Raw genomic sequence first — 17,442 nt, forward strand, 5'->3', positions numbered from 1 at the left:
TGAGCCATGACTATTGTTCGCAATCCAAGTACTAAAGCGACCGGAAAAAGCTCAGACAATCTGTCTGAGCTGGTTCTCCAGAAAATTAAAAATGATATTTTTGACTTTAAACTGATGCCGGGAGAGCGGTTTACCGAATCGGAAATTGCTGAAAGCTATGCCGTCAGCCGTACACCTATTCGGCAAGCTTTGTATCGTTTGCAGCAGGAAGGCTATGTGGACGTTCAGTTTAGAAGTGGCTGGAAGGTCCGGCCACTAAACTTTAAAGCCTATGAAGAGTTATATGATCTGCGAATTTTGCTGGAATGTTATGCAGTCGAACAACTGTGTCTAATGCCCAAAGACCAGTTGCAGGTTGCCCTAGCTGTTTTGATTCAAACCTGGTGTGTTCAACCAGAACAGTATGTCTATGATCTCAGGGAGCTATCTGCACAAGATGAAGCATTTCATTGTCATTTGGTATTTGCAGCCGGCAATGCAGAAATGGCGAAAATTCACAGTGAGATCAGCGAGAAAATTCGCATCATACGCCGTCTGGATTTTTCCAAGGATTATCGGGTTACAGCGACCTATGCCGAACATCAACAGATTTTAAGGGCATTACTTGCACAAGATGCAGCGTTCTGTCTCTCTATATTGGATGCCCATATCCGGCACAGCCGTAATGAGGTGAAAAAAATTACACTGGAAATGTTATCCTCTAGTCCTGCGTAAGTTAATCAGGATAAATTTATTTTATAGCAAGAAAAATATCAGACCTGACTTAAAATTGATAACCAATTCATAACCAGAAAAAACAAGAACCCGCTAGTGGCATCTCAAATTGTTTTTTAAAGTAAGTCGAGGATGATAATAACAAGAGATAAAAATGCTTATTCAGCACATACGACTTTTAGTTGCTGGTACCGCCTGTGCATCTTTCTTGGCTATGACAGGATGTACGATGCCTTCCAAATCGCCCATCACTGACAGTTATGGTTCCCAGCCACATTTGCCCAAACCAAAATCAAGCTTGCTGCCTACGGTCAATATTGCGCCTGCCAAAGGCTGGCCTGCGGGCGAAATGCCTATACCCGCGACAGGTTTGAAAGTTCAGGCATTTGCCAAAGGACTGCGACATCCGCGCTGGCTGTACGTATTGCCGAATGGTGATGTACTAGTGGCCGAAACCGATGCACCGCCTAAGCCCGATGATAGTAAAGGGATCAAAGGCAAAATCATGAAATGGGTGATGCAACGTGCAGGTTCATCTCATCCCAGTGCCAACCGCATCAGTCTACTTCGCGATAGCAATGGAGATGGGGTGGCTGAACAAAAAACCGTATTTTTACAGAATCTCAATTCTCCATTTGGCATGGCGCTAGTCGGTAATATGTTGTATGTGGCGAATACTGATGCCCTGATGCGTTTTCCTTATCAGAACGGTGCGACTCAAATTACAGCAACTGGTACCAAGATGCTGGATTTACCGGCAGGTCGTTTAAACCATCACTGGACCAAAAATGTCATTGCCAATCCTGCCGGAAGCAAACTCTATATCACGGTGGGTTCCAACAGTAATGTCGCTGAAAATGGCTTAGAGCAAGAGCAGGGCCGGGCACTGATCATGGAATTTGACATAGCCAGTGCTCAAGCGCGACCTTTTGCCACCGGACTGCGTAATCCGAATGGCATGGATTGGCAACCTAAGAGCGGCACACTTTGGACAGTGGTGAATGAACGTGATGAGCTCGGTAATGATCTGGTTCCTGATTACCTGACCTCTGTCAAAGAAGGTGCTTTTTATGGCTGGCCCTATAGTTATTATGGCCAACATGTAGATACACGGGTCAAACCGCAAAAACCTGCCTTAGTTGCGCGAGCAATTCCACCGGATTATGCATTGGGCAATCATACAGCTTCATTGGGCTTGGCCTTCTATAGGGCAGACCTGATGCCTCAATATCGAAACGGTGCGCTGATTGGCCAGCATGGTTCATGGAACCGCAAACCGCATAGTGGCTATAAAGTGATTTTTGTTCCCTTTCAGAATGGGCAACCGATGGGCCCACCTCAAGATGTTTTGACTGGATTTTTAAGTGATCAGGGCGATGCATATGGGCGACCGGTCGGTGTGGCGGTAGATTCTTCAGGTGCCATTTTGGTTGCTGATGATGTCGGTGATGTGATTTGGCGAGTATCACCCTTGAGTACACTAGCTGCAGTAAGTAAATAAAGGTCTAGGGATTCAAGATTTTATTCAGATCTGAATCTATGGAAAGTAAAAGTTAAAGCAAAGACTGTTTCATTCAAACGTCAATATTTTGATTGAAAATATGCAAAGGTTAGCGGATTTAAAATAATTTTTAAGCTTCATTTAAGCTGGCTGAATTAGGCTTTCAGGATATTTTTACGCGGGATTACAGCATGTACAGAGATTCTGCTGATCCCATTAAAAATATCTAAATCTTAGTACCAGTTTTAAGTGCCCATAAAAACTGGATATAAAAATTTAAAACATGGCAAAAGAGGGTTTTAAAAATGAAATCAATTATTGCATTTATCTTCCCTTGGTCATTATTTATGACCCTTCATCGACCAGTCGAAGCGACAGTGTGCTTAATGCTTCAAATTTCGATTTTAGGCTGGATTCCTGCTGCAATCTGGGCGATGCATATTTTATATCGAGATAAAATTGCCTAAAAAATAGGGGAGTGAGTTACCAAAAACTTTTTCATCTTTATTTAACTTAAAGCAATTTAGATTTCTTTTTTTAATTTAAAAGAGTTCATTTTCATGCAAGATGATTATTACATCAATAAAATGAATCTGGAAGAATGTTCGAGAGAAAGACTATAAAATTAAAATAAGAGGAAATTCAGGAAAAATTATAATTATATTTTGAAAAAGAAATTGAAGTACTCCGAAGATGCCGCTGCATGTGTCGTTACCCTGAACCCGATGAGTTCAAGGAGGATGCGACGTATACTTGCTGGGTTTCCCATACGGAGATGGGCATACACTCTAAATATACAGAACACACCCATAAGTGTTAGTATCGGCAGGGGAATAGACCCGCTGGCGAACACCTCAGAGTTAAGTTAATTATAAACAATAATCCCGGTGTGGCAACTCTATGCTGTTCATGAACTGTAAACAGTTCGGTCGAATGTCCGAAGTTTAAACAGAATTCGAGATTATTCAGTCAGTTCTTCAACTTCTTCTAAAATAGTTTGTAACAAACGCTCGCAATGCGCATATTGTTGCAGTGATCTGTTCATATTCAAGACCTCCTGCATCAGCTCAAGTGCTACCATAATAATCAGCTTACTCGGTTCCATGCGTGGTGCTTTACGGCGAAATTCATCATATTTATCATTCAATAACTGTGCCGCACGTTCTAATTCTTCCTGCTTGTCAGGAGTAGAGGCCAAACGGAAACTATGCCCCAATACTCTGAGATCAATTGCAATTTGTTCACTCATGATGAGGCTTCCTCAGTCGCTTCAGTCGGATGGGCCAGTTGTTGAATTTCCTGTGCATGATGATCCTGCGCAGTACCGAGAATCGCTAGACGTTGAATAATCGCTTCAACCTTGGCTTTGGCATTTTCATTTTTCTGGGTTAAGCGTTCAGATTCCTGAGTCAGACGCTGAATTTCCTGCTGAGCATGACGCTGTTCAAGGATCATCTTTTCCTTAACTATGCGCAGCTCATTGCGTTCAGCCAGAATTTCCTGAAAACGGTTTTTTAGGTCGGTACAGCTTTTTTCCAGACGGCCATAACGGTCTGCCAGTGCAGTTGCATCATTATTGAGCAGTTGAAATTGGGCACGAGAATCCGTCAATTGTTCTGTCAGATTTTCATTTTCTTGTTGTTTTTGCGCAATCACGCTATTTTTTTGTTCAATTTGCTGTTGATGTTGCATCATTGAAGAGTCTTGCTCTTCGCGCAAACTGGAATTTTCACTTTCAAGCCGTGCAAGTCGCGTTTTTAACACGCCGATCTGCACTTGTAGACGCTGTAATTCTTCTAACATATCGAGGTCGCACAGTGTTGCAAACAAAGGTAATATATAAGCAGTATAAAGATTGGATAAACGAATGCAAGACGATATTTCAGGTTGGACCGAATGGCACCGCAATTTTTCTTCAATTGAGGAAATTTCTAGCCCTAGCGAACTACATGGTTTGCTCACGGGCATTGTGTGTGTCACCCAGGCGCCAAGCAGTGAAGAGTGGTTACAGATTTTAGAAACACTGGATGTACCTGAACTGGATGCCGAAGCATTAGAGTTGTTGACGGGCGAAGCTGAAGATGTGTTCCATGCATTGTCTGAAGATGAGCTGGATTATTTACCTTTGCTGCCTGATGATGAGCATGTGCTTTCAGAACGCGTACAGGCTCTGGCGGACTGGTGTGCAGGCGTGGTCTTAGGTTTCGGACTGGCTTCAGGACATATCCGTCAGGATGAAGTTGAGCTGATTGAACATTTACAAGATGTAGCCGCAGTTGAAGTTGAAGACTCAGACGATGATGCTGAAGGTGAAGAAAGCTATCAGGAATTGTACGAATTTGTGCGTCTGATTCCTGTCAGTCTGTCTTTAGGGCGTAAAAAGGTCGAAGTTGAAGAAACGCCACTCTTACAGCAATTTAGTCAAAAAAATCAGCCTAAAGTCGCTACTACAGAAGCGCAAAGTGTAGTCGAGATTTTCTCGCCTAAACGTCTAAGCTGATGAAATGCTGAGGTGAGTCATCACCTGCTTGAAATCAGGCATATATTTTGCTGTTTACAGTGAAATCTATAGTCTGATTTCAAGACTATATTCTAAATACAAGTATTGATCGATAAGAAGTAAGGTGTAATGAAGAAATTGACACAGGCAGTTTTTGAGGAGCGTCGCGCAATCCTCGCAGGGGAAATCGGTTTACGCAGTATCGCTATTATCGCGACCAGTCCGGTAGCTATGCGTAACCGTGATGCAGATTATAAATACCGTGCAGACAGTAGTTTCTTCTATTTAACCGGATTCGCGGAACCTGAAGCTGTGGCTGTGATTGAAACCTTTGACACTGAAGAAGAAGGCTATAGCTACAGTTTGTTCTGTCGTGAACGTAATCGGGAAATGGAAATCTGGAACGGCTACCGCGCGGGTATTGACGGGGCTATTCAGGATTATGATGCAGATGAAGCCTATGCGATTGATTTGCTGGATGAAGAAATCTTAGAAAAGTTACAAAATAAAGATCAGTTATTTTATCGCATTGGACAGCATGCAGAGTTTGATGCGCGTGTCGCCAAATGGATTGCGACTGCAAGTGGTGAAAGCCGTCGTGGGACTTCTGCGCCAGCGCAAGTCATTCAGCTGGATCGTATTGTCGATGAAATGCGTCTGCATAAAGATGCAAATGAAATTGAACTAATGCAGATTGCTTCCGATATTTCTGCTGATGCACATACTCAAGCGATGCTAGCAGTACGTCCGGGTATGATGGAATATGCGCTGGAAGCCGAGCTGAATTATGTCTTTGGCAAAAATGGCGGTGTTCCGGCTTATAACAGTATTGTCGGTGGCGGTGAAAATGCCTGCATCCTGCATTATGTAGAAAATGACAAAGAACTGAAAGATGGCGATTTAGTCCTGATTGATGCTGCAGCTGAATATCAGTTCTATGCTTCAGACATTACCCGTACCTTTCCGGTAAATGGTAAATTCAGTCCGGAACAGAAAGCCTTATATAACGTAGTACTGGATGCTCAAATCGCTGCGATCAATGCCGTGCAAATTGGTAACTCGTATAAAGAACCTCACAATGTTGCAGTGCTTATTTTGGTGCAGGGTTTGCTCGATCTTGGCTTGATGCAGGGTAATATCGACGAGATTATAGAAAAAGAAGCTTTTCGTCAGTTCTACATGCACGGTACGGGGCATTGGCTCGGTATGGATGTGCATGATGTCGGTGCTTATAAGGTTGATGGTGAATGGCGCTCGTATGAAGAGGGCATGGTCGTGACCGTTGAGCCGGGTCTCTACATCGCGCCTGATGATGAAACAGTGGATGCCAAATGGCGTGGAATTGGCATCAGGATTGAAGATGATGTCGTGGCCACTGCAAATGGCCCGCTAGTTTTAACTGCGAAAGTCGTCAAAACGGTAGAAGAGATTGAAGCATTGATGGCGAAAGCCCGCGCTGCTTAATTTGAAAAAATACAGAAAGCCGGTCGCGAGATCGGCTTTTTTTATGAAATTTCTATGTCGTTTTAAATAAGAATTCCTAGCTATATCGAATCGATCAAAAAGTGACTTAGCTTACGTTTATCTCGAACAAGTCAAATAAAACTAACCTAAGTAAAATTTACAGCTTAAAAAGTGACAGGAAGTCAACACAGAAAATCTGTTTTTAGCATCAAAGCTACATATTAAATGCGCTGAGATTCTCATACTTTCTCTGATCCTTAAATAAACTTAAATAACAGCAGGAGAACACTTATGAGATTAAATACGATTGACTGGATTGCTTATGCTTTAACAATCATTGGTGGCATTAATTGGGGTTTAATTGGTGCATTCGATTTTAATTTGGTCGCTGCAATCTTTGGTGATATGAGCGCCTTATCTCGAATTGTTTATGTATTGGTTGGTTTGTCGGCATTGTACCTGATTTATACAGGAACGAAGTTGAGTAAAACAGTACACCACACAGATCATCATACCAATATTGTGCGTTAAGCTAATCTTCTTGGGCGAGTTTCTTGCAAGATAGGATTCATGTCTTCGAGTAACTTGCCGAGAGGATAGAAATAGTGTGGAAGATGAAGAAACCTCGGTAGATTTCCGGGGTTTTTTATATAGGTGTTTATAGGTTATTAATAGAACCATCCTCAGATCTACAACAACACTTAGCTAAAGATTAATGATTACTATCATACAAATAAGATTAGGTTGTACATGGTTGGATAAATTTTTTTTAAAATATCTGTTAGCTAAAAAATCGAGTTATATTTATAAAACTCTCTCAAAATAAGAAAATAATAGTGATTGAAAATGGGCCTTCTGCTCCTGACAGTGATTATCAGCTTATTTATAAATGGCTTGATTCACAATTTTATCATTCAGGATTTACCAGTAGCAATATGTATTCAAAATTGTGCGAAGCGAGTAGATCGAGTTATACCAATTTGACTAGGTTTGCGATCGAATCGTATAAGTGCCAAATGAAATTACAACATTCCGTTTTTTAATGCTGAGTTGATAAAAGTGAGTATAAATATTTTAGTTGCTGAATTAAAGACAACTCGGTTGGACTTAAGAGCATATAAAGTTGGAGATGAATTTTTATTATTCCAAGAGTATTGTGGCGACATTGAAGCATCAAAATATTTACAACGGCAGGTGCATACAACAGTCAGTCAAACTCAACAGATGTTGCAGAAATGGGCGTTAAGCTATTGGCAGCAACCTAGTGAAGGATTTTCATGGGTGATTGCTGAGCGAAAAAGTCATCCGGCAATCGGGTTACTAACGATCATTCAACAGCAAAATAACAGCCTTGAAATTCATTTCGGACTTGGTCCTCGATTTCAGGGGCAGGGCTATATGCTTGAGGCGATGAAAGCAGTGATTCAGTATTTTAGACAATATCTTACATTTAAATCACTAGATACTTTCTGTGATGCAGAACATATACAGGCACACCAAGTGCTTTTAAAGACAGGGTTTGAAATCGTTGAACGGATCAATGCCTATACTGTATTGCCGAAGTTGGGGACTGAAAAGCGCGATGTCTTGGTTTTTCAATATAGGCTGGATCATCATGGAGAAAACTAAATAAAACGAATCATTATAAAAATTTAAAGCCTTGAGGTAAGATAAAATCAGTATACGTTTTATGTAATTCGCCATAGATGCGAATAAACAGATAAGGAAGTAAGCATGCAACAAGAAGTCATCATTGTCGGTGGTGGTATGGTCGGCTTAAGCCTCGCATTGATGTTGGCGAAAATCAATATTGCAGTCAAACTGTTGGAAGCCATTAAATACCCAAATTATGATGATGAAAATCTTGCGCCATATCATTCCAGTTTTGATGCACGTAACAGTGCCTTGTCACGCCGTAGCGTGCAGATCTATCAGGAGCTTGGACTTTGGAATGCCTTGCAAGAACATGCTACCCCAATTCTGGAAGTGAATATTACCGAACAGGGCAGTTTTGGTAAGGCTCGACTGAAAGCCGAACAGGAAAAAGTCGAAAGCTTTGGTCAGGTCATTGAAAATGCCTGGCTCGGTCGTGTACTGCTGACCCAAGTCAAAAAAGAGCCATTGATTGAACTGATTGATGGTGTTCAAGTGACATCCCTTATCCAAGATACAGACTTTGCTTATATCGAAGCTCAGCGTGGTGAATCGTCACTAAAATTACAGTCCAAACTGGTTATTGCCGCCGATGGGCGGGATTCTTTCTGCCGTAAAGCCTTGGGTATTGGTGCGTCAGAACATGATTATGATCAGGTTGCGATTGTGACCACAGTACAAACTTCAAAGCCACATGCTCATGTGGGCTTTGAGCGTTTCAGCCATTTAGGGCCTTTGGCACTTTTACCACTACCGGGTGAGTATCGTCGTTCAGTGGTCTGGCCAGTGAAAAAAGGTACTGAAGGAGAATGGTTGGGGGATGAAAATGACCAGCATTTTCTGGATGCCTTACAGGAAACGTATGGTGATCGTGCCGGAAAATTCCAGAAAACCGGAAAACGGTTCAGTTTTCCATTGTCTCAAGTGTTAGCCGAAAAACAGGCTGTTGGCCGTGTCGTATTGATGGGCAATGCTGCCCATACGATTCATCCGGTCGCTGGTCAGGGTTTTAACCTGTGTATGCGTGATGCGCATGTATTGGTGCGTTACCTGAAAGAACAGCAGGTACAAGGCGCAGACTTGGGCGATGCTGGAATATTACAAGACTATGAAAAATCTCGTCTCAGTGACCAGCAGCGTGTGATCAAGTTCTGTGATTCAGTGGTACGTGGCTTTAGTAACCAGAATCCATTTTTAAAGCTGATGCGTAATACAGGTTTAATCGCTTTTGATACGATTCCTGGCATCAAGCCACTCGTTGCAAATTATGCCATGGGGTTAAAAGCATGAGCTTAAATCAAACTAACGAAATATTAGACGTCGTCATTATTGGTGGTGGGCTGGTTGGTGGACTTACAGCGCTTCTGTTAGCTCAAGGTGGTGTGCAGCCTACAGTTCTGGATGCAGCACCAATTCTGTATGCAAATAAAACTTTGTGTGTGGCCAATCCGCGTGTCTTGGCTTTAAGTCAGGCAACCATTCACCTGTTGAAAACGGTGGGTGTCTGGGAAAATTTAGCACGTCAGCAGCCTTATACCGGCATGCAGGTCTGGAATAAAAATGGCTATGGCGAAATCAATTTTGGCCAGCCTTCTGCAAAAACACCTTCGGTAGAACAGGTTTTAGGCTCGATGGTGGAACCAAGCATTTTGAATCTGGCCATTCAGCAAAAGATGCTTGAAGATATTCAAGATTATAGAACACAGGTCAAAGTCAGCCGCATCGAACGTGGCGTCGGTGTGTGGGTCATTCATCTGGCTGATGGTACACAACTCCAAACTAAACTGGTGATTGGCGCAGATGGTGCAAACTCCTTTGTCCGTGAGCAAGCGTTTATCGATATTGATGTACTGGACTATAAACAGGCGGGCATCAGTTGTGCCATTAAAACTGCACAGCCTCATCAGCATATGGCACGTCAGATTTTTCTCGAAACCGGTCCATTGGCTTTTCTACCTATGGCCAGCCTTAATCCGGAAGAGCAGGGACACTGGCAATCGATTGTCTGGACCTTGCCAGAGGATTATGCCGAAGAATATGCAGCGTTGTCAGATGCTGAGTTTACCCAGCTATTAACCCGTGAAAGCCAGCATATGCTGGGTGAAGTATTGCAGGCGACACCACGTGCCACTTTCCCTTTAAAAGCCCGCGCCGCCCAGCAATACGTTCAAGATGGTTTAGCACTGATTGGAGATGCCGCACATGTCATTCATCCACTAGCAGGTCAAGGGGTGAATATTGGCTGTCTGGATGCTGCCGTGCTTTGTGATGTTTTGCTGCATGATCAGGCGCGTGGCGTATGGGCACATGAGCAGACCCTAAAACGCTATGAGCATCGCCGTAAGGGCCAGAACGATGCCATGATGCACAGCATGTCTGCGATTGGCTGGATGGAAACCACATTATTCTTCCCGATGGTTTGGGCACGCAATTTCGGCCTGAAACAGGTAGAAAATCAGCCCATGTTGAAAGATGCATTTATGGCGCAAGCCAATGGTCTGGGTTTACTTAAAGACACACGCTACGCAGCTTAAGACAGAAATGTAAATTTTTTAAACAAACACCAATAAAGAGTAACGATTTTGTTTAAAAAAGATACGATTTTTTGATGTTTGGTACTAGGCGAAGCCCAAAGAGATTGCTAAATTTCACTTAATTCGACACCTGGCTTGGAATACCAAGCAAGCGCCATTTTTGGGGAGATGCAAATGACAGACATGAATGATTATGATGACGACGTTGAAGATTCAATCGTTGACGATGATGAAGCAAAAGCAGCTGAAAAAGGCGCAGCAGATAGCACAGAGGTCGTCAATGATACCGATCTTGCAGAAGCTGAAACCTTAACCGTCACTGCAAAGTTAAAGAAACGTCAGGCACTTGAAGACGAAATTGCGGCTTTCCTTGCCAATGGTGGTCGTATTGTTGAAGTCCCAGCAGATGAATCAGTAGCCAAAGAATAAGTTATTGATTAACTTGTTTCTTATAAAAAACACCACATTCAATGTGGTGTTTTTTTTGCAAATCCAAACGTAATAGAAAATCTAAAGCAATTAGTCGTTTGCCGAAGTCAGTTCTAAAGCACGTTGATAAGCGACTTTCTTTTTGATTCCGGTTAAATCTGCCGCCAGTTGTGAAGCAGCTTTGACCGAAAGGTCCTGTAATAGGCGATTCAATAATTTATCCAGCTTTTCCTGATCCAGATCTTTTTCTTCGGTGGCACCGCCAATCACCAGAACAATTTCGCCTTTTTGCTGATTGTGATCATTGCTAATGAATTCCACCAATTCACCCAAGGTCATTTTCTTGATAGTTTCAAAAGTCTTGGTGATTTCTCGCGCAAAACCGACCGGGCGATCTGCTCCGAAAACGCTGGCCATATCTTTAACGGACTCCAGAATCCGGTGCGGTGCTTCATAGAAAATTAAAGTCTGGGTTTCATCTTTCAGTTTTTCCAGATTCAGCAGGCGCTGACTTTGTCTGGATGGCAGAAAACCTTCAAAGCTGAAGCGGTCACTCGGCAAGCCAACAGCACTTAAGGCAGCAATAGCCGCACAAGCACCAGGTACAGGAATCACGCGAATATTATGCGCTTGTGCAGCACGGACAAATTTAAAGCCAGGGTCGCTAATCAGGGGAGTGCCAGCATCACTGATCAGGGCCATATCTTCGCCATTCAGCAGGCGCTGGATCAGCTGATCAATCTTGTTGCTTTCATTATGCTCATGGCAAGCGGTCAGAGGTGTTTGAATATTAAAGTGTTTAAGCAATTGTGCTGAAGTTCGTGTATCCTCGGCAGCAATAAGACTCACCGACTTTAACACCTGAAGTGCACGATAACTAATATCATCTAAGTGCCCGATTGGAGTCGCAACAACAAATAACTGAGCACTCATAGGTTTCTCCATGTGGAATAAATTGAATAATAAAAAATGGAAGATTAAAAATAAAATATTGGGCTTGTGTTTGGTCAGCTCCATCAGCAGCGTACAAGCAGAAGTGCTGATCATTCTACCCGAATCCGGGCCTTTGGCGCGAGCTGCATCGAGTATCAAACAGGGTTTTCTCAGTGCTTATGCTACTTCCGGGCAGAAAGTTCCATTAAAATGGGTCAATTCCAATCAGAAAAATATCTCCCAGCTACTGAAACAGCATGTCAATAAAAAGACCAAAATGGTGGTGGGTCCATTGGCACGTAGCGATGTGGAACAACTACTCAAGAGCAAACCTAAAGTACGTACCCTCAGCCTGAATGATGTAGCAGGGTCATCACCCCAAGTCTGGCAATTCAGCCTGTCCAAAAAAGAAGATGCCGCTGCCTTAAAAACCTTATTGCACAAAGATGGAATTCAACAGCTGCTGATTTTACGCCAGCCGGGCAGTGAAGCCGAGCATGAACTGTTGCTGATGTCATTGTTCAGTCAAAGTGATCTGAAATTCAAGATCGTGAACAAGGCCCCCATTTTTTTAATACCAAAACAAGGGCTGTTATACCTCGGCAATGCAGAAGGGCTGGCTGCCATACCTGAATTAAGCCATAAACGGATGTATACCGTGGCCAATGCGATCAGCGAGCAGCATAGACCCCCGAAAGGGATCAAGTTCTGTGATGTTCCGGTACTTTATCTGGCTGACTGGCCAGATGTTGTACAGGCCTATGCTAAAGAACCGGTGGATATGTCCTATCAGCGGCTGATTGCCTTCGGGGGAGATGCCTGGCAGATTACCCAGCAGTACCTGTCACAACCGCATTTGCAGCATATTGAATTTCAGGGTAGAACTGGCCGGATTGAAATCACGGACCACAGTATTCAGCGTAGTCCACAATGTTTTCAGTATAGTGGCACAGGCGTCAAGCTACTATGAGCGAAAGAGGAATGCTACGACAGCAATTAGGTGCATGGGCGGAGCAGCAAGCGGCCCAATTGATGCAAAACCATGGATTTCAGTTCCTGGCAGCCAATTATCACAGTCGCTATGGCGAGCTGGATCTGATTCTGGTGCGTGATCAGGAACTGGTCTTTGTGGAAGTCAAAGCACGTGCGCAAACCCGATATGCGCAAGCGATCGAGTCGATTTCCAGAGCAAAACAGGTAAAGATGCTCAAGACGGCAATGTGCTTTATTCAGAAAAATCCACAATTTGCACACTATTACTATCGTTTTGACGTGATTTGTTTTGATTTTAAACAGCAATTTGCAAAAACCATACAGCATGACTTTTCGCAATACCCTTATGATCTGGAATGGATTGAAAATGCTTTTACTTTTGATCAAGAGTTTATTAACCTTTGAACAAAATAAGGTCTAAAGATGCTTATATTTGCTTCAAGATCATTGTAAAGTTCAAGCAGAATTGACATGATCTGAGCATGAAACAGATGATTAGATTAAAAAAGACGTAATAAAATGAAGGAGTCTTGCTGAGTGGTTAAGCGTATTGCAATAACAATGCTGTGTGTCGCAAGTTTATCAGGTTGTGCAAGTTTTATTTCCAGCGGCACAGGTACGGCTCCTGTCGGAACTGAAAGTGGGGCGCGTACCTTGGGGCAGGTATTTATTGATTCCTCAATTGTCCGTACTGCAAAAATTAATCTTTATAAATTGGATTCGCGCTTTAAGCAGGCCCGGGTCAATATTGAAAGTTTCCATGGCAATGTCTTGTTGACCGGTCAGGTGCCGGATGCCCATCTGAAACAATTAGCCGAAGACAATGTCAAATCCATGAGTGATGTCAAAGCGGTACATAATTTTATTACTGTCGGCAATCAGATCAGCTATAGCACCATCATGCAGGATACTGCGGTGACTGCAAATACCCGTGGCTTGATCATGAAAGCGACTGTGGTAGCGGATAGTAAAGTGCATGTGCATACTGAAGATGGCGTACTGTATGTGATGGGTCGTTTAAATGGTGCCGAGATTGCTGACCTGAATCAGGTGTTACAACAGGTGGGTAATGTCACTAAAATTGTGACCCTAATTGATAATGTGGAGCAATATTCAAGTCTGGCTAATCAAAACTTTGCCGCACCGGCATATGCGCAGCCGGGTATTGAACAGACGCCAGTGGCGATTGATCCTGATACGGTTGAACCGACCTATGAACCATAAGGTCGGCCAGTTTAAAACCCAACTCTCACAGCGTATTTTGCAGTTTCAACAGCACTATCAAGATTTCCGGTTATACGATTTTGGTAGTTATGCTTTAAATCGTTTAACTCCGAAACAAGGTTACACAGTCGAAACCCAATTGGCCTATGGCCTGAAATCCCGGCAACGCTTTGACCTGTTTCGGAGTCAGCAGCCTTTGCTCCATCGTCCCCTGATTGTTTTTGTGCATGGCGGTGCCTGGTTACATGGCGATAAAAAGGATTATCAGTTTATTGGCGAGGCTTTTGCCAAAGAAGGTTATGACGTGGTGGTAATGAATTATCATCTGGCACCACAACATATTTTCCCAACTTATATTCATGATCTGCATTTGTTACTGAATCATTTGCAGCAGTCGGCTAAGCACTTGCAGATCTGTGCTGATAATCTGGTCCTGATGGGACATTCTGCCGGGGCCTTTAATGTCATGTCTGCCTTGTACCATCCGCAATCTGCCAGTATTGACCACGGTCAAATTCGGGCGATTATTGGTCTGGCGGGGCCTTATCATTTTGATTACAAAAATGATCCGATCTGTGCCGATGCATTTGATCAGGCGGTGCCTTATCAGCAGGTGATGCCTTATTATTTTGTTAAAAATAGCTCAATCCGGCATTATCTGTTTATTGCCGAAAAAGACAAGATTGTTGGGCATTTCAATAGCCAGGATTTGGACCGCGTACTGAAAGAGAAGGGCAATCATAGCCATCTGATTCAAATTCCGAAACTTGGTCATATTACGATTGTGGGTTCACTCTCCAGTTTGTTTAGCCGGTTTTTCCAGACCAAGGCACAGGTGCTTTGGGCGCTCGAGGATGCATTTAAATCCTGATACTGATATGTTAGTTTAACCAAGCACTAGATAAAAAAGAATCCAGTGGATGATCTCCCCTGGATTCTTTTTTTGAGCCGTTGGGCTAAATCTTTCAAATACAGATTTACAGCCAGGTCTTGGTGTCGTCTGCGACGGGCGTACCTTGAGTCACATGCATGATCATGGCATGGGCAATACTGCCTTTAAACGGAATTTCAGGCAGCTGATCGAATTTAAAGAATTGCGCATCGCTAATTTCTTCTTCCTGCAGCTGTAGCTCACCGCCAGCATATTCTGCCTTGAAGGCAATCATCAGATTGCTTGGGAAAGGCCAGGGCTGGCTGGCCAGATACTGAATATTCTTGAGTTGTAAGCCAACTTCTTCTAGCGTTTCACGACGTACTGCATCTTCCAGCGTTTCACCCACTTCAACGAAACCGGCAATCAGTCCATACATCTGGCTTTTAGTATTACGTGCATTTTTGGCCAGCAGAATCTCGTCTTCACCTTTGGTAATAACAGTAATAACGCAAGGCTGTACCCGTGGATACTGACGGTAGTTGCAGGATGGGCAGACCATGGCATATTCAACAGCATGCGCTTCAGTCGCTGTGCCGCAATGACTGCAAAATTTATGGTTACGACGCCATTCTAAAAGCTGTACCGCACGACTGGCCTGTTCAAATTGCTGGGTATTCCAGAACTGTAACAGCTGACGGATGGGAACCAGTTGTAAGCCTGCAGGAATAGGCTCATCGGGAAGGAGATCACGGGCAATCACTTGATCACCCGTGTGGAGTAGCAAATCACTTGCTAAGGCTTCAACTCGTGGAAGTTGAAAGTGTTGATCGACCAGCAGTTGCTGTTGTTGAAAAATATAAGCAAGTGATAATTTGGACATTAGGCAACTATTTTGAGTTTCTCACTACTGTCCAATGCTACCTGAAACATCGCCTGTAATACAGGCTGTTTGTTCTTTAAGTTATCAATCATCATGTCGGCACTGGCCAGGGTGTCTAAAGCACGATGAATTTCTTCCGGACTTAATGCAATCGACAGATCAATACGGTTCTTGATGAATTCTGCAGTGGTGGTGAATGCAGTACGAACATGTTCTGCATTCAGGAACAGCATCGCGCCGCCAATCTCGCAAAACTGTACTGGAACAGGTTCGAGTGCAGTCAAGTCATGATCTTGCAGGTAATTGCTGAGAATCTGGCTAGAAAGCTCGATCAGGGCCTTGGTTTCTGTGAGTAAAGCAGCGTGTGCTTCATCCAGACGGTCCAGAGAAATATTCATGTTGTTGACGCGCAGCTGCAAGCGGCTCGAAGTGTGATGACGTTCCAGTACGCCAATCGAGTTCATGGCAGACAGAATGACATTCATCAACTGCTGGGCAAAGCTGGCATCCTGCATCATCTCCGGCTGGCTCAGTGAAGCGGCCTGACGGGTCAGGTCATGATAGGCTTCATTCAGGTTCAATACCTTGAAGATATTCGCCAGATTATTCAGTTGTGCCTGCAGTTCCTGAGTCTTTTCAGGCGTCATGTTCTGATAGTTGAACTCGATGTCATTACGAATTTGCGCCATTTCCGTGGTCACCAATTCGCTGATGGTATGCATGGTTTCAAAGTCTGGGCCATACAGATGGCGACTGAAGACCTGTAATTGCATATCGGTCAGCAGGTCATCGCCCACATTGAGCTGGCTACGGATAGATTGCGCAGTTTCATCTTCCTGACTGATACACAGGCTGAGCACATTGGCCAGATCAGCCAGCGAAGCCTTGAAACTGTCTGCCGAGCTAAAATACTGTGCCATGTTACGTTCAATGCTCACCAATGTGCGTAGGCGTGGCTCATTAATCAGCAGGTGATCAATATTGTTCAACGCGACATAGACCAGATTCCAGTACTGCTTGCTGTCATGTTGTTCTGCAAGTCCTGCCAGATAAGCCCCCACCAGTTTGATGGCTTGCAGATCCAGTTCACTTTCTTCCTGATTGATCAGCTTGTTGAGTGACAGCTTATACAGGCGGTGTACATATTGGGATTTTTCCAGACTTGGTGCTTGTGGCAGTGCAAAATCAGGGGTGACGCAATCCAGTAGCGATTCTACATGCTGGCCTTCAGTCGTCAGCGGTTTACCCAAAGCCAGTTCCAGACGGTTCAGGGTATCCAGCAAAAACTGTGGAATTTTCACTTCACGCAAACAGATAAATTCGATATAGCGTTTCAGCATGGTGGTGCCTTCACTCAAGGCGATCACTTCTTGAGTATTGACCTGCGCCGGATTCCCCATAATCTTGCGCATCAGTTCTGCTGAATATTGAGCGACTTTTGCCAGACTGGACATGTCGATGAGTGCCAGAACTTGGGCGCATTGTTCGAACTGATTTAATGCATCATCAATACCAAAAGGTAAAGTCTGGTCTTCTACCAAGGTGCTTACTGCTGATTCGACTAACTTGATCGAGTTATCAACCTCATTTTTTATTATCAGTAAAGCTGTTGGATCAAAATGTATAGAGGTTTGGTAAGACATGATCTGCACCTTTCCTGGAGTATTATCTATATATGAGCCCCGCTTTAAACTACGGGGCCTCTTTGTATTTACTATAACTGAAGAACGATAGTTTTAAACC

At 43.6% G+C, this 17,442-nt stretch carries 19 protein-coding genes and 1 other RNA gene; 14 read left to right on the forward strand and 6 right to left on the reverse strand.

Annotated features, from left to right (window positions below; all coding sequences use genetic code 11):
* Positions 1–6 precede the first annotated feature (6 nt).
* From MWG72_RS04870 to MWG72_RS04880, 3 genes are all read left to right on the forward strand, one after another.
* Positions 7–714 (forward strand): GntR family transcriptional regulator, encoded by a 708-nt coding sequence (locus MWG72_RS04870; RefSeq protein WP_213687030.1) that lies wholly within the window; start codon positions 7–9, stop codon positions 712–714.
* A gap of 214 nt (positions 715–928) precedes the next feature.
* The gene (locus tag MWG72_RS04875; RefSeq protein ID WP_247143356.1) at positions 929–2,215 is read left to right on the forward strand and encodes a PQQ-dependent sugar dehydrogenase; all 1,287 of its coding nucleotides are present in this window, start codon (positions 929–931) and stop codon (positions 2,213–2,215) included.
* Positions 2,216–2,520: 305 nt separating this feature from the next.
* Entirely contained in the window at positions 2,521–2,682 is a 162-nt protein-coding gene (locus MWG72_RS04880; RefSeq protein WP_004279504.1) for a YqaE/Pmp3 family membrane protein, read from the forward strand.
* A 213-nt stretch (positions 2,683–2,895) separates the two neighbouring features.
* On the opposite strand, the gene ssrS is transcribed toward MWG72_RS04880, so the two are convergent.
* The 3 genes from ssrS to MWG72_RS04895 form a co-directional block, all read right to left on the reverse strand.
* Positions 2,896–3,079: non-coding RNA, 6S RNA (ssrS, locus tag MWG72_RS04885), on the reverse strand.
* A gap of 97 nt (positions 3,080–3,176) precedes the next feature.
* The gene (locus MWG72_RS04890; RefSeq protein WP_004279505.1) at positions 3,177–3,464 is read right to left on the reverse strand and encodes a cell division protein ZapA; all 288 of its coding nucleotides are present in this window, start codon (positions 3,462–3,464) and stop codon (positions 3,177–3,179) included.
* Positions 3,461–4,018 carry a hypothetical protein gene (locus MWG72_RS04895; protein ID WP_005107471.1) on the reverse strand — a complete coding sequence of 186 codons (558 nt, stop codon included), beginning with the start codon at positions 4,016–4,018 and terminating at the stop codon, positions 3,461–3,463. Before MWG72_RS04895 ends, MWG72_RS04890 begins: the two co-directional genes overlap by 4 nt.
* Before the next feature lie 64 nt (positions 4,019–4,082).
* Between MWG72_RS04895 and MWG72_RS04900 the strand changes: the two genes are divergently transcribed.
* The 7 genes from MWG72_RS04900 to MWG72_RS04930 all read left to right on the forward strand — a co-directional run bounded on the left by MWG72_RS04900 (position 4,083) and on the right by MWG72_RS04930 (position 10,795).
* Positions 4,083–4,715 (forward strand): UPF0149 family protein, encoded by a 633-nt coding sequence (locus MWG72_RS04900; RefSeq protein ID WP_247143340.1) that lies wholly within the window; start codon positions 4,083–4,085, stop codon positions 4,713–4,715.
* 129 nt (positions 4,716–4,844) lie between these two features.
* Complete coding sequence (pepP, locus tag MWG72_RS04905) at positions 4,845–6,179, forward strand: Xaa-Pro aminopeptidase (RefSeq protein WP_247143341.1); 1,335 nt, start codon at positions 4,845–4,847, stop codon at positions 6,177–6,179.
* Positions 6,180–6,470: 291 nt separating this feature from the next.
* Positions 6,471–6,710 (forward strand): DUF378 domain-containing protein, encoded by a 240-nt coding sequence (locus MWG72_RS04910; RefSeq protein ID WP_247143342.1) that lies wholly within the window; start codon positions 6,471–6,473, stop codon positions 6,708–6,710.
* 528 nt (positions 6,711–7,238) lie between these two features.
* Positions 7,239–7,808 carry a GNAT family N-acetyltransferase gene (locus MWG72_RS04915; RefSeq protein ID WP_247143343.1) on the forward strand — a complete coding sequence of 190 codons (570 nt, stop codon included), beginning with the start codon at positions 7,239–7,241 and terminating at the stop codon, positions 7,806–7,808.
* Positions 7,809–7,913: 105 nt separating this feature from the next.
* Positions 7,914–9,122: a 2-octaprenyl-6-methoxyphenyl hydroxylase gene (gene ubiH / locus MWG72_RS04920; protein ID WP_005107466.1), complete on the forward strand. Its 1,209-nt coding sequence runs from the start codon at positions 7,914–7,916 to the stop codon at positions 9,120–9,122.
* On the forward strand, positions 9,119–10,366 hold the full coding sequence (locus MWG72_RS04925; protein WP_247143344.1) for an FAD-dependent monooxygenase: 1,248 nt from the start codon (positions 9,119–9,121) through the stop codon (positions 10,364–10,366). Before ubiH ends, MWG72_RS04925 begins: the two co-directional genes overlap by 4 nt.
* A gap of 174 nt (positions 10,367–10,540) precedes the next feature.
* Entirely contained in the window at positions 10,541–10,795 is a 255-nt protein-coding gene (locus MWG72_RS04930; RefSeq protein ID WP_005246889.1) for a hypothetical protein, read from the forward strand.
* A gap of 90 nt (positions 10,796–10,885) precedes the next feature.
* Here MWG72_RS04930 and rsmI read toward each other — a convergent pair whose 3' ends face one another.
* Positions 10,886–11,728: a 16S rRNA (cytidine(1402)-2'-O)-methyltransferase gene (gene rsmI, locus MWG72_RS04935; protein ID WP_004279519.1), complete on the reverse strand. Its 843-nt coding sequence runs from the start codon at positions 11,726–11,728 to the stop codon at positions 10,886–10,888.
* A 10-nt stretch (positions 11,729–11,738) separates the two neighbouring features.
* Here rsmI and MWG72_RS04940 point away from each other — a divergent pair, with 10 nt between their 5' ends.
* The 4 genes from MWG72_RS04940 (at position 11,739) to MWG72_RS04955 (ending at position 14,816) form a co-directional block, all read left to right on the forward strand.
* Positions 11,739–12,698: a penicillin-binding protein activator gene (locus tag MWG72_RS04940; RefSeq protein ID WP_247143345.1), complete on the forward strand. Its 960-nt coding sequence runs from the start codon at positions 11,739–11,741 to the stop codon at positions 12,696–12,698.
* Positions 12,699–12,709: 11 nt separating this feature from the next.
* Positions 12,710–13,126: a YraN family protein gene (locus MWG72_RS04945; RefSeq protein WP_005107460.1), complete on the forward strand. Its 417-nt coding sequence runs from the start codon at positions 12,710–12,712 to the stop codon at positions 13,124–13,126.
* A gap of 132 nt (positions 13,127–13,258) precedes the next feature.
* Positions 13,259–13,945, forward strand: coding sequence for a BON domain-containing protein (locus MWG72_RS04950; protein WP_004279522.1), 687 nt, complete (start codon positions 13,259–13,261; stop codon positions 13,943–13,945).
* A complete protein-coding gene (locus MWG72_RS04955; protein WP_004279524.1) occupies positions 13,935–14,816 on the forward strand; it encodes an alpha/beta hydrolase in 882 nt (293 codons plus the stop codon). The genes MWG72_RS04950 and MWG72_RS04955 overlap by 11 nt, the downstream gene beginning before the upstream one ends.
* A 106-nt stretch (positions 14,817–14,922) precedes the next feature.
* On the opposite strand, the gene nudC is transcribed toward MWG72_RS04955, so the two are convergent.
* Together nudC and MWG72_RS04965 are read right to left on the reverse strand one after the other, a co-directional pair.
* The gene (gene nudC / locus MWG72_RS04960; RefSeq protein WP_004730202.1) at positions 14,923–15,699 is read right to left on the reverse strand and encodes an NAD(+) diphosphatase; all 777 of its coding nucleotides are present in this window, start codon (positions 15,697–15,699) and stop codon (positions 14,923–14,925) included.
* Entirely contained in the window at positions 15,699–17,342 is a 1,644-nt protein-coding gene (locus MWG72_RS04965) for a chemotaxis protein (protein ID WP_085064806.1), read from the reverse strand. Before MWG72_RS04965 ends, nudC begins: the two co-directional genes overlap by 1 nt.
* Positions 17,343–17,442: the final 100 nt, after the last annotated feature.

This window comes from Acinetobacter lwoffii (assembly GCF_022967985.1).
Lineage (GTDB): Bacteria > Pseudomonadota > Gammaproteobacteria > Pseudomonadales > Moraxellaceae > Acinetobacter.

What these genes read in the sequence shown, in the direction of transcription:
- MWG72_RS04870 (WP_213687030.1), top strand. Translation starts at nt 7, where the DNA reads ATGACTATTGTTCGCAATCCAAGTACTAAAGCGACCGGAAAAAGCTCA.
- MWG72_RS04875 (WP_247143356.1), top strand. Translation starts at nt 929, where the DNA reads ATGACAGGATGTACGATGCCTTCCAAATCGCCCATCACTGACAGTTAT.
- MWG72_RS04880 (WP_004279504.1), top strand. Translation starts at nt 2,521, where the DNA reads ATGAAATCAATTATTGCATTTATCTTCCCTTGGTCATTATTTATGACC.
- MWG72_RS04890 (WP_004279505.1), bottom strand. Translation starts at nt 3,464, where the DNA reads ATGAGTGAACAAATTGCAATTGATCTCAGAGTATTGGGGCATAGTTTC.
- MWG72_RS04895 (WP_005107471.1), bottom strand. Translation starts at nt 4,018, where the DNA reads ATGTTAGAAGAATTACAGCGTCTACAAGTGCAGATCGGCGTGTTAAAA.
- MWG72_RS04900 (WP_247143340.1), top strand. Translation starts at nt 4,083, where the DNA reads ATGCAAGACGATATTTCAGGTTGGACCGAATGGCACCGCAATTTTTCT.
- pepP (WP_247143341.1), top strand. Translation starts at nt 4,845, where the DNA reads ATGAAGAAATTGACACAGGCAGTTTTTGAGGAGCGTCGCGCAATCCTC.
- MWG72_RS04910 (WP_247143342.1), top strand. Translation starts at nt 6,471, where the DNA reads ATGAGATTAAATACGATTGACTGGATTGCTTATGCTTTAACAATCATT.
- ubiH (WP_005107466.1), top strand. Translation starts at nt 7,914, where the DNA reads ATGCAACAAGAAGTCATCATTGTCGGTGGTGGTATGGTCGGCTTAAGC.
- MWG72_RS04925 (WP_247143344.1), top strand. Translation starts at nt 9,119, where the DNA reads ATGAGCTTAAATCAAACTAACGAAATATTAGACGTCGTCATTATTGGT.
- MWG72_RS04930 (WP_005246889.1), top strand. Translation starts at nt 10,541, where the DNA reads ATGACAGACATGAATGATTATGATGACGACGTTGAAGATTCAATCGTT.
- rsmI (WP_004279519.1), bottom strand. Translation starts at nt 11,728, where the DNA reads ATGAGTGCTCAGTTATTTGTTGTTGCGACTCCAATCGGGCACTTAGAT.
- MWG72_RS04940 (WP_247143345.1), top strand. Translation starts at nt 11,739, where the DNA reads ATGTGGAATAAATTGAATAATAAAAAATGGAAGATTAAAAATAAAATA.
- MWG72_RS04945 (WP_005107460.1), top strand. Translation starts at nt 12,710, where the DNA reads ATGCTACGACAGCAATTAGGTGCATGGGCGGAGCAGCAAGCGGCCCAA.
- MWG72_RS04955 (WP_004279524.1), top strand. Translation starts at nt 13,935, where the DNA reads ATGAACCATAAGGTCGGCCAGTTTAAAACCCAACTCTCACAGCGTATT.
- nudC (WP_004730202.1), bottom strand. Translation starts at nt 15,699, where the DNA reads ATGTCCAAATTATCACTTGCTTATATTTTTCAACAACAGCAACTGCTG.
- MWG72_RS04965 (WP_085064806.1), bottom strand. Translation starts at nt 17,342, where the DNA reads ATGTCTTACCAAACCTCTATACATTTTGATCCAACAGCTTTACTGATA.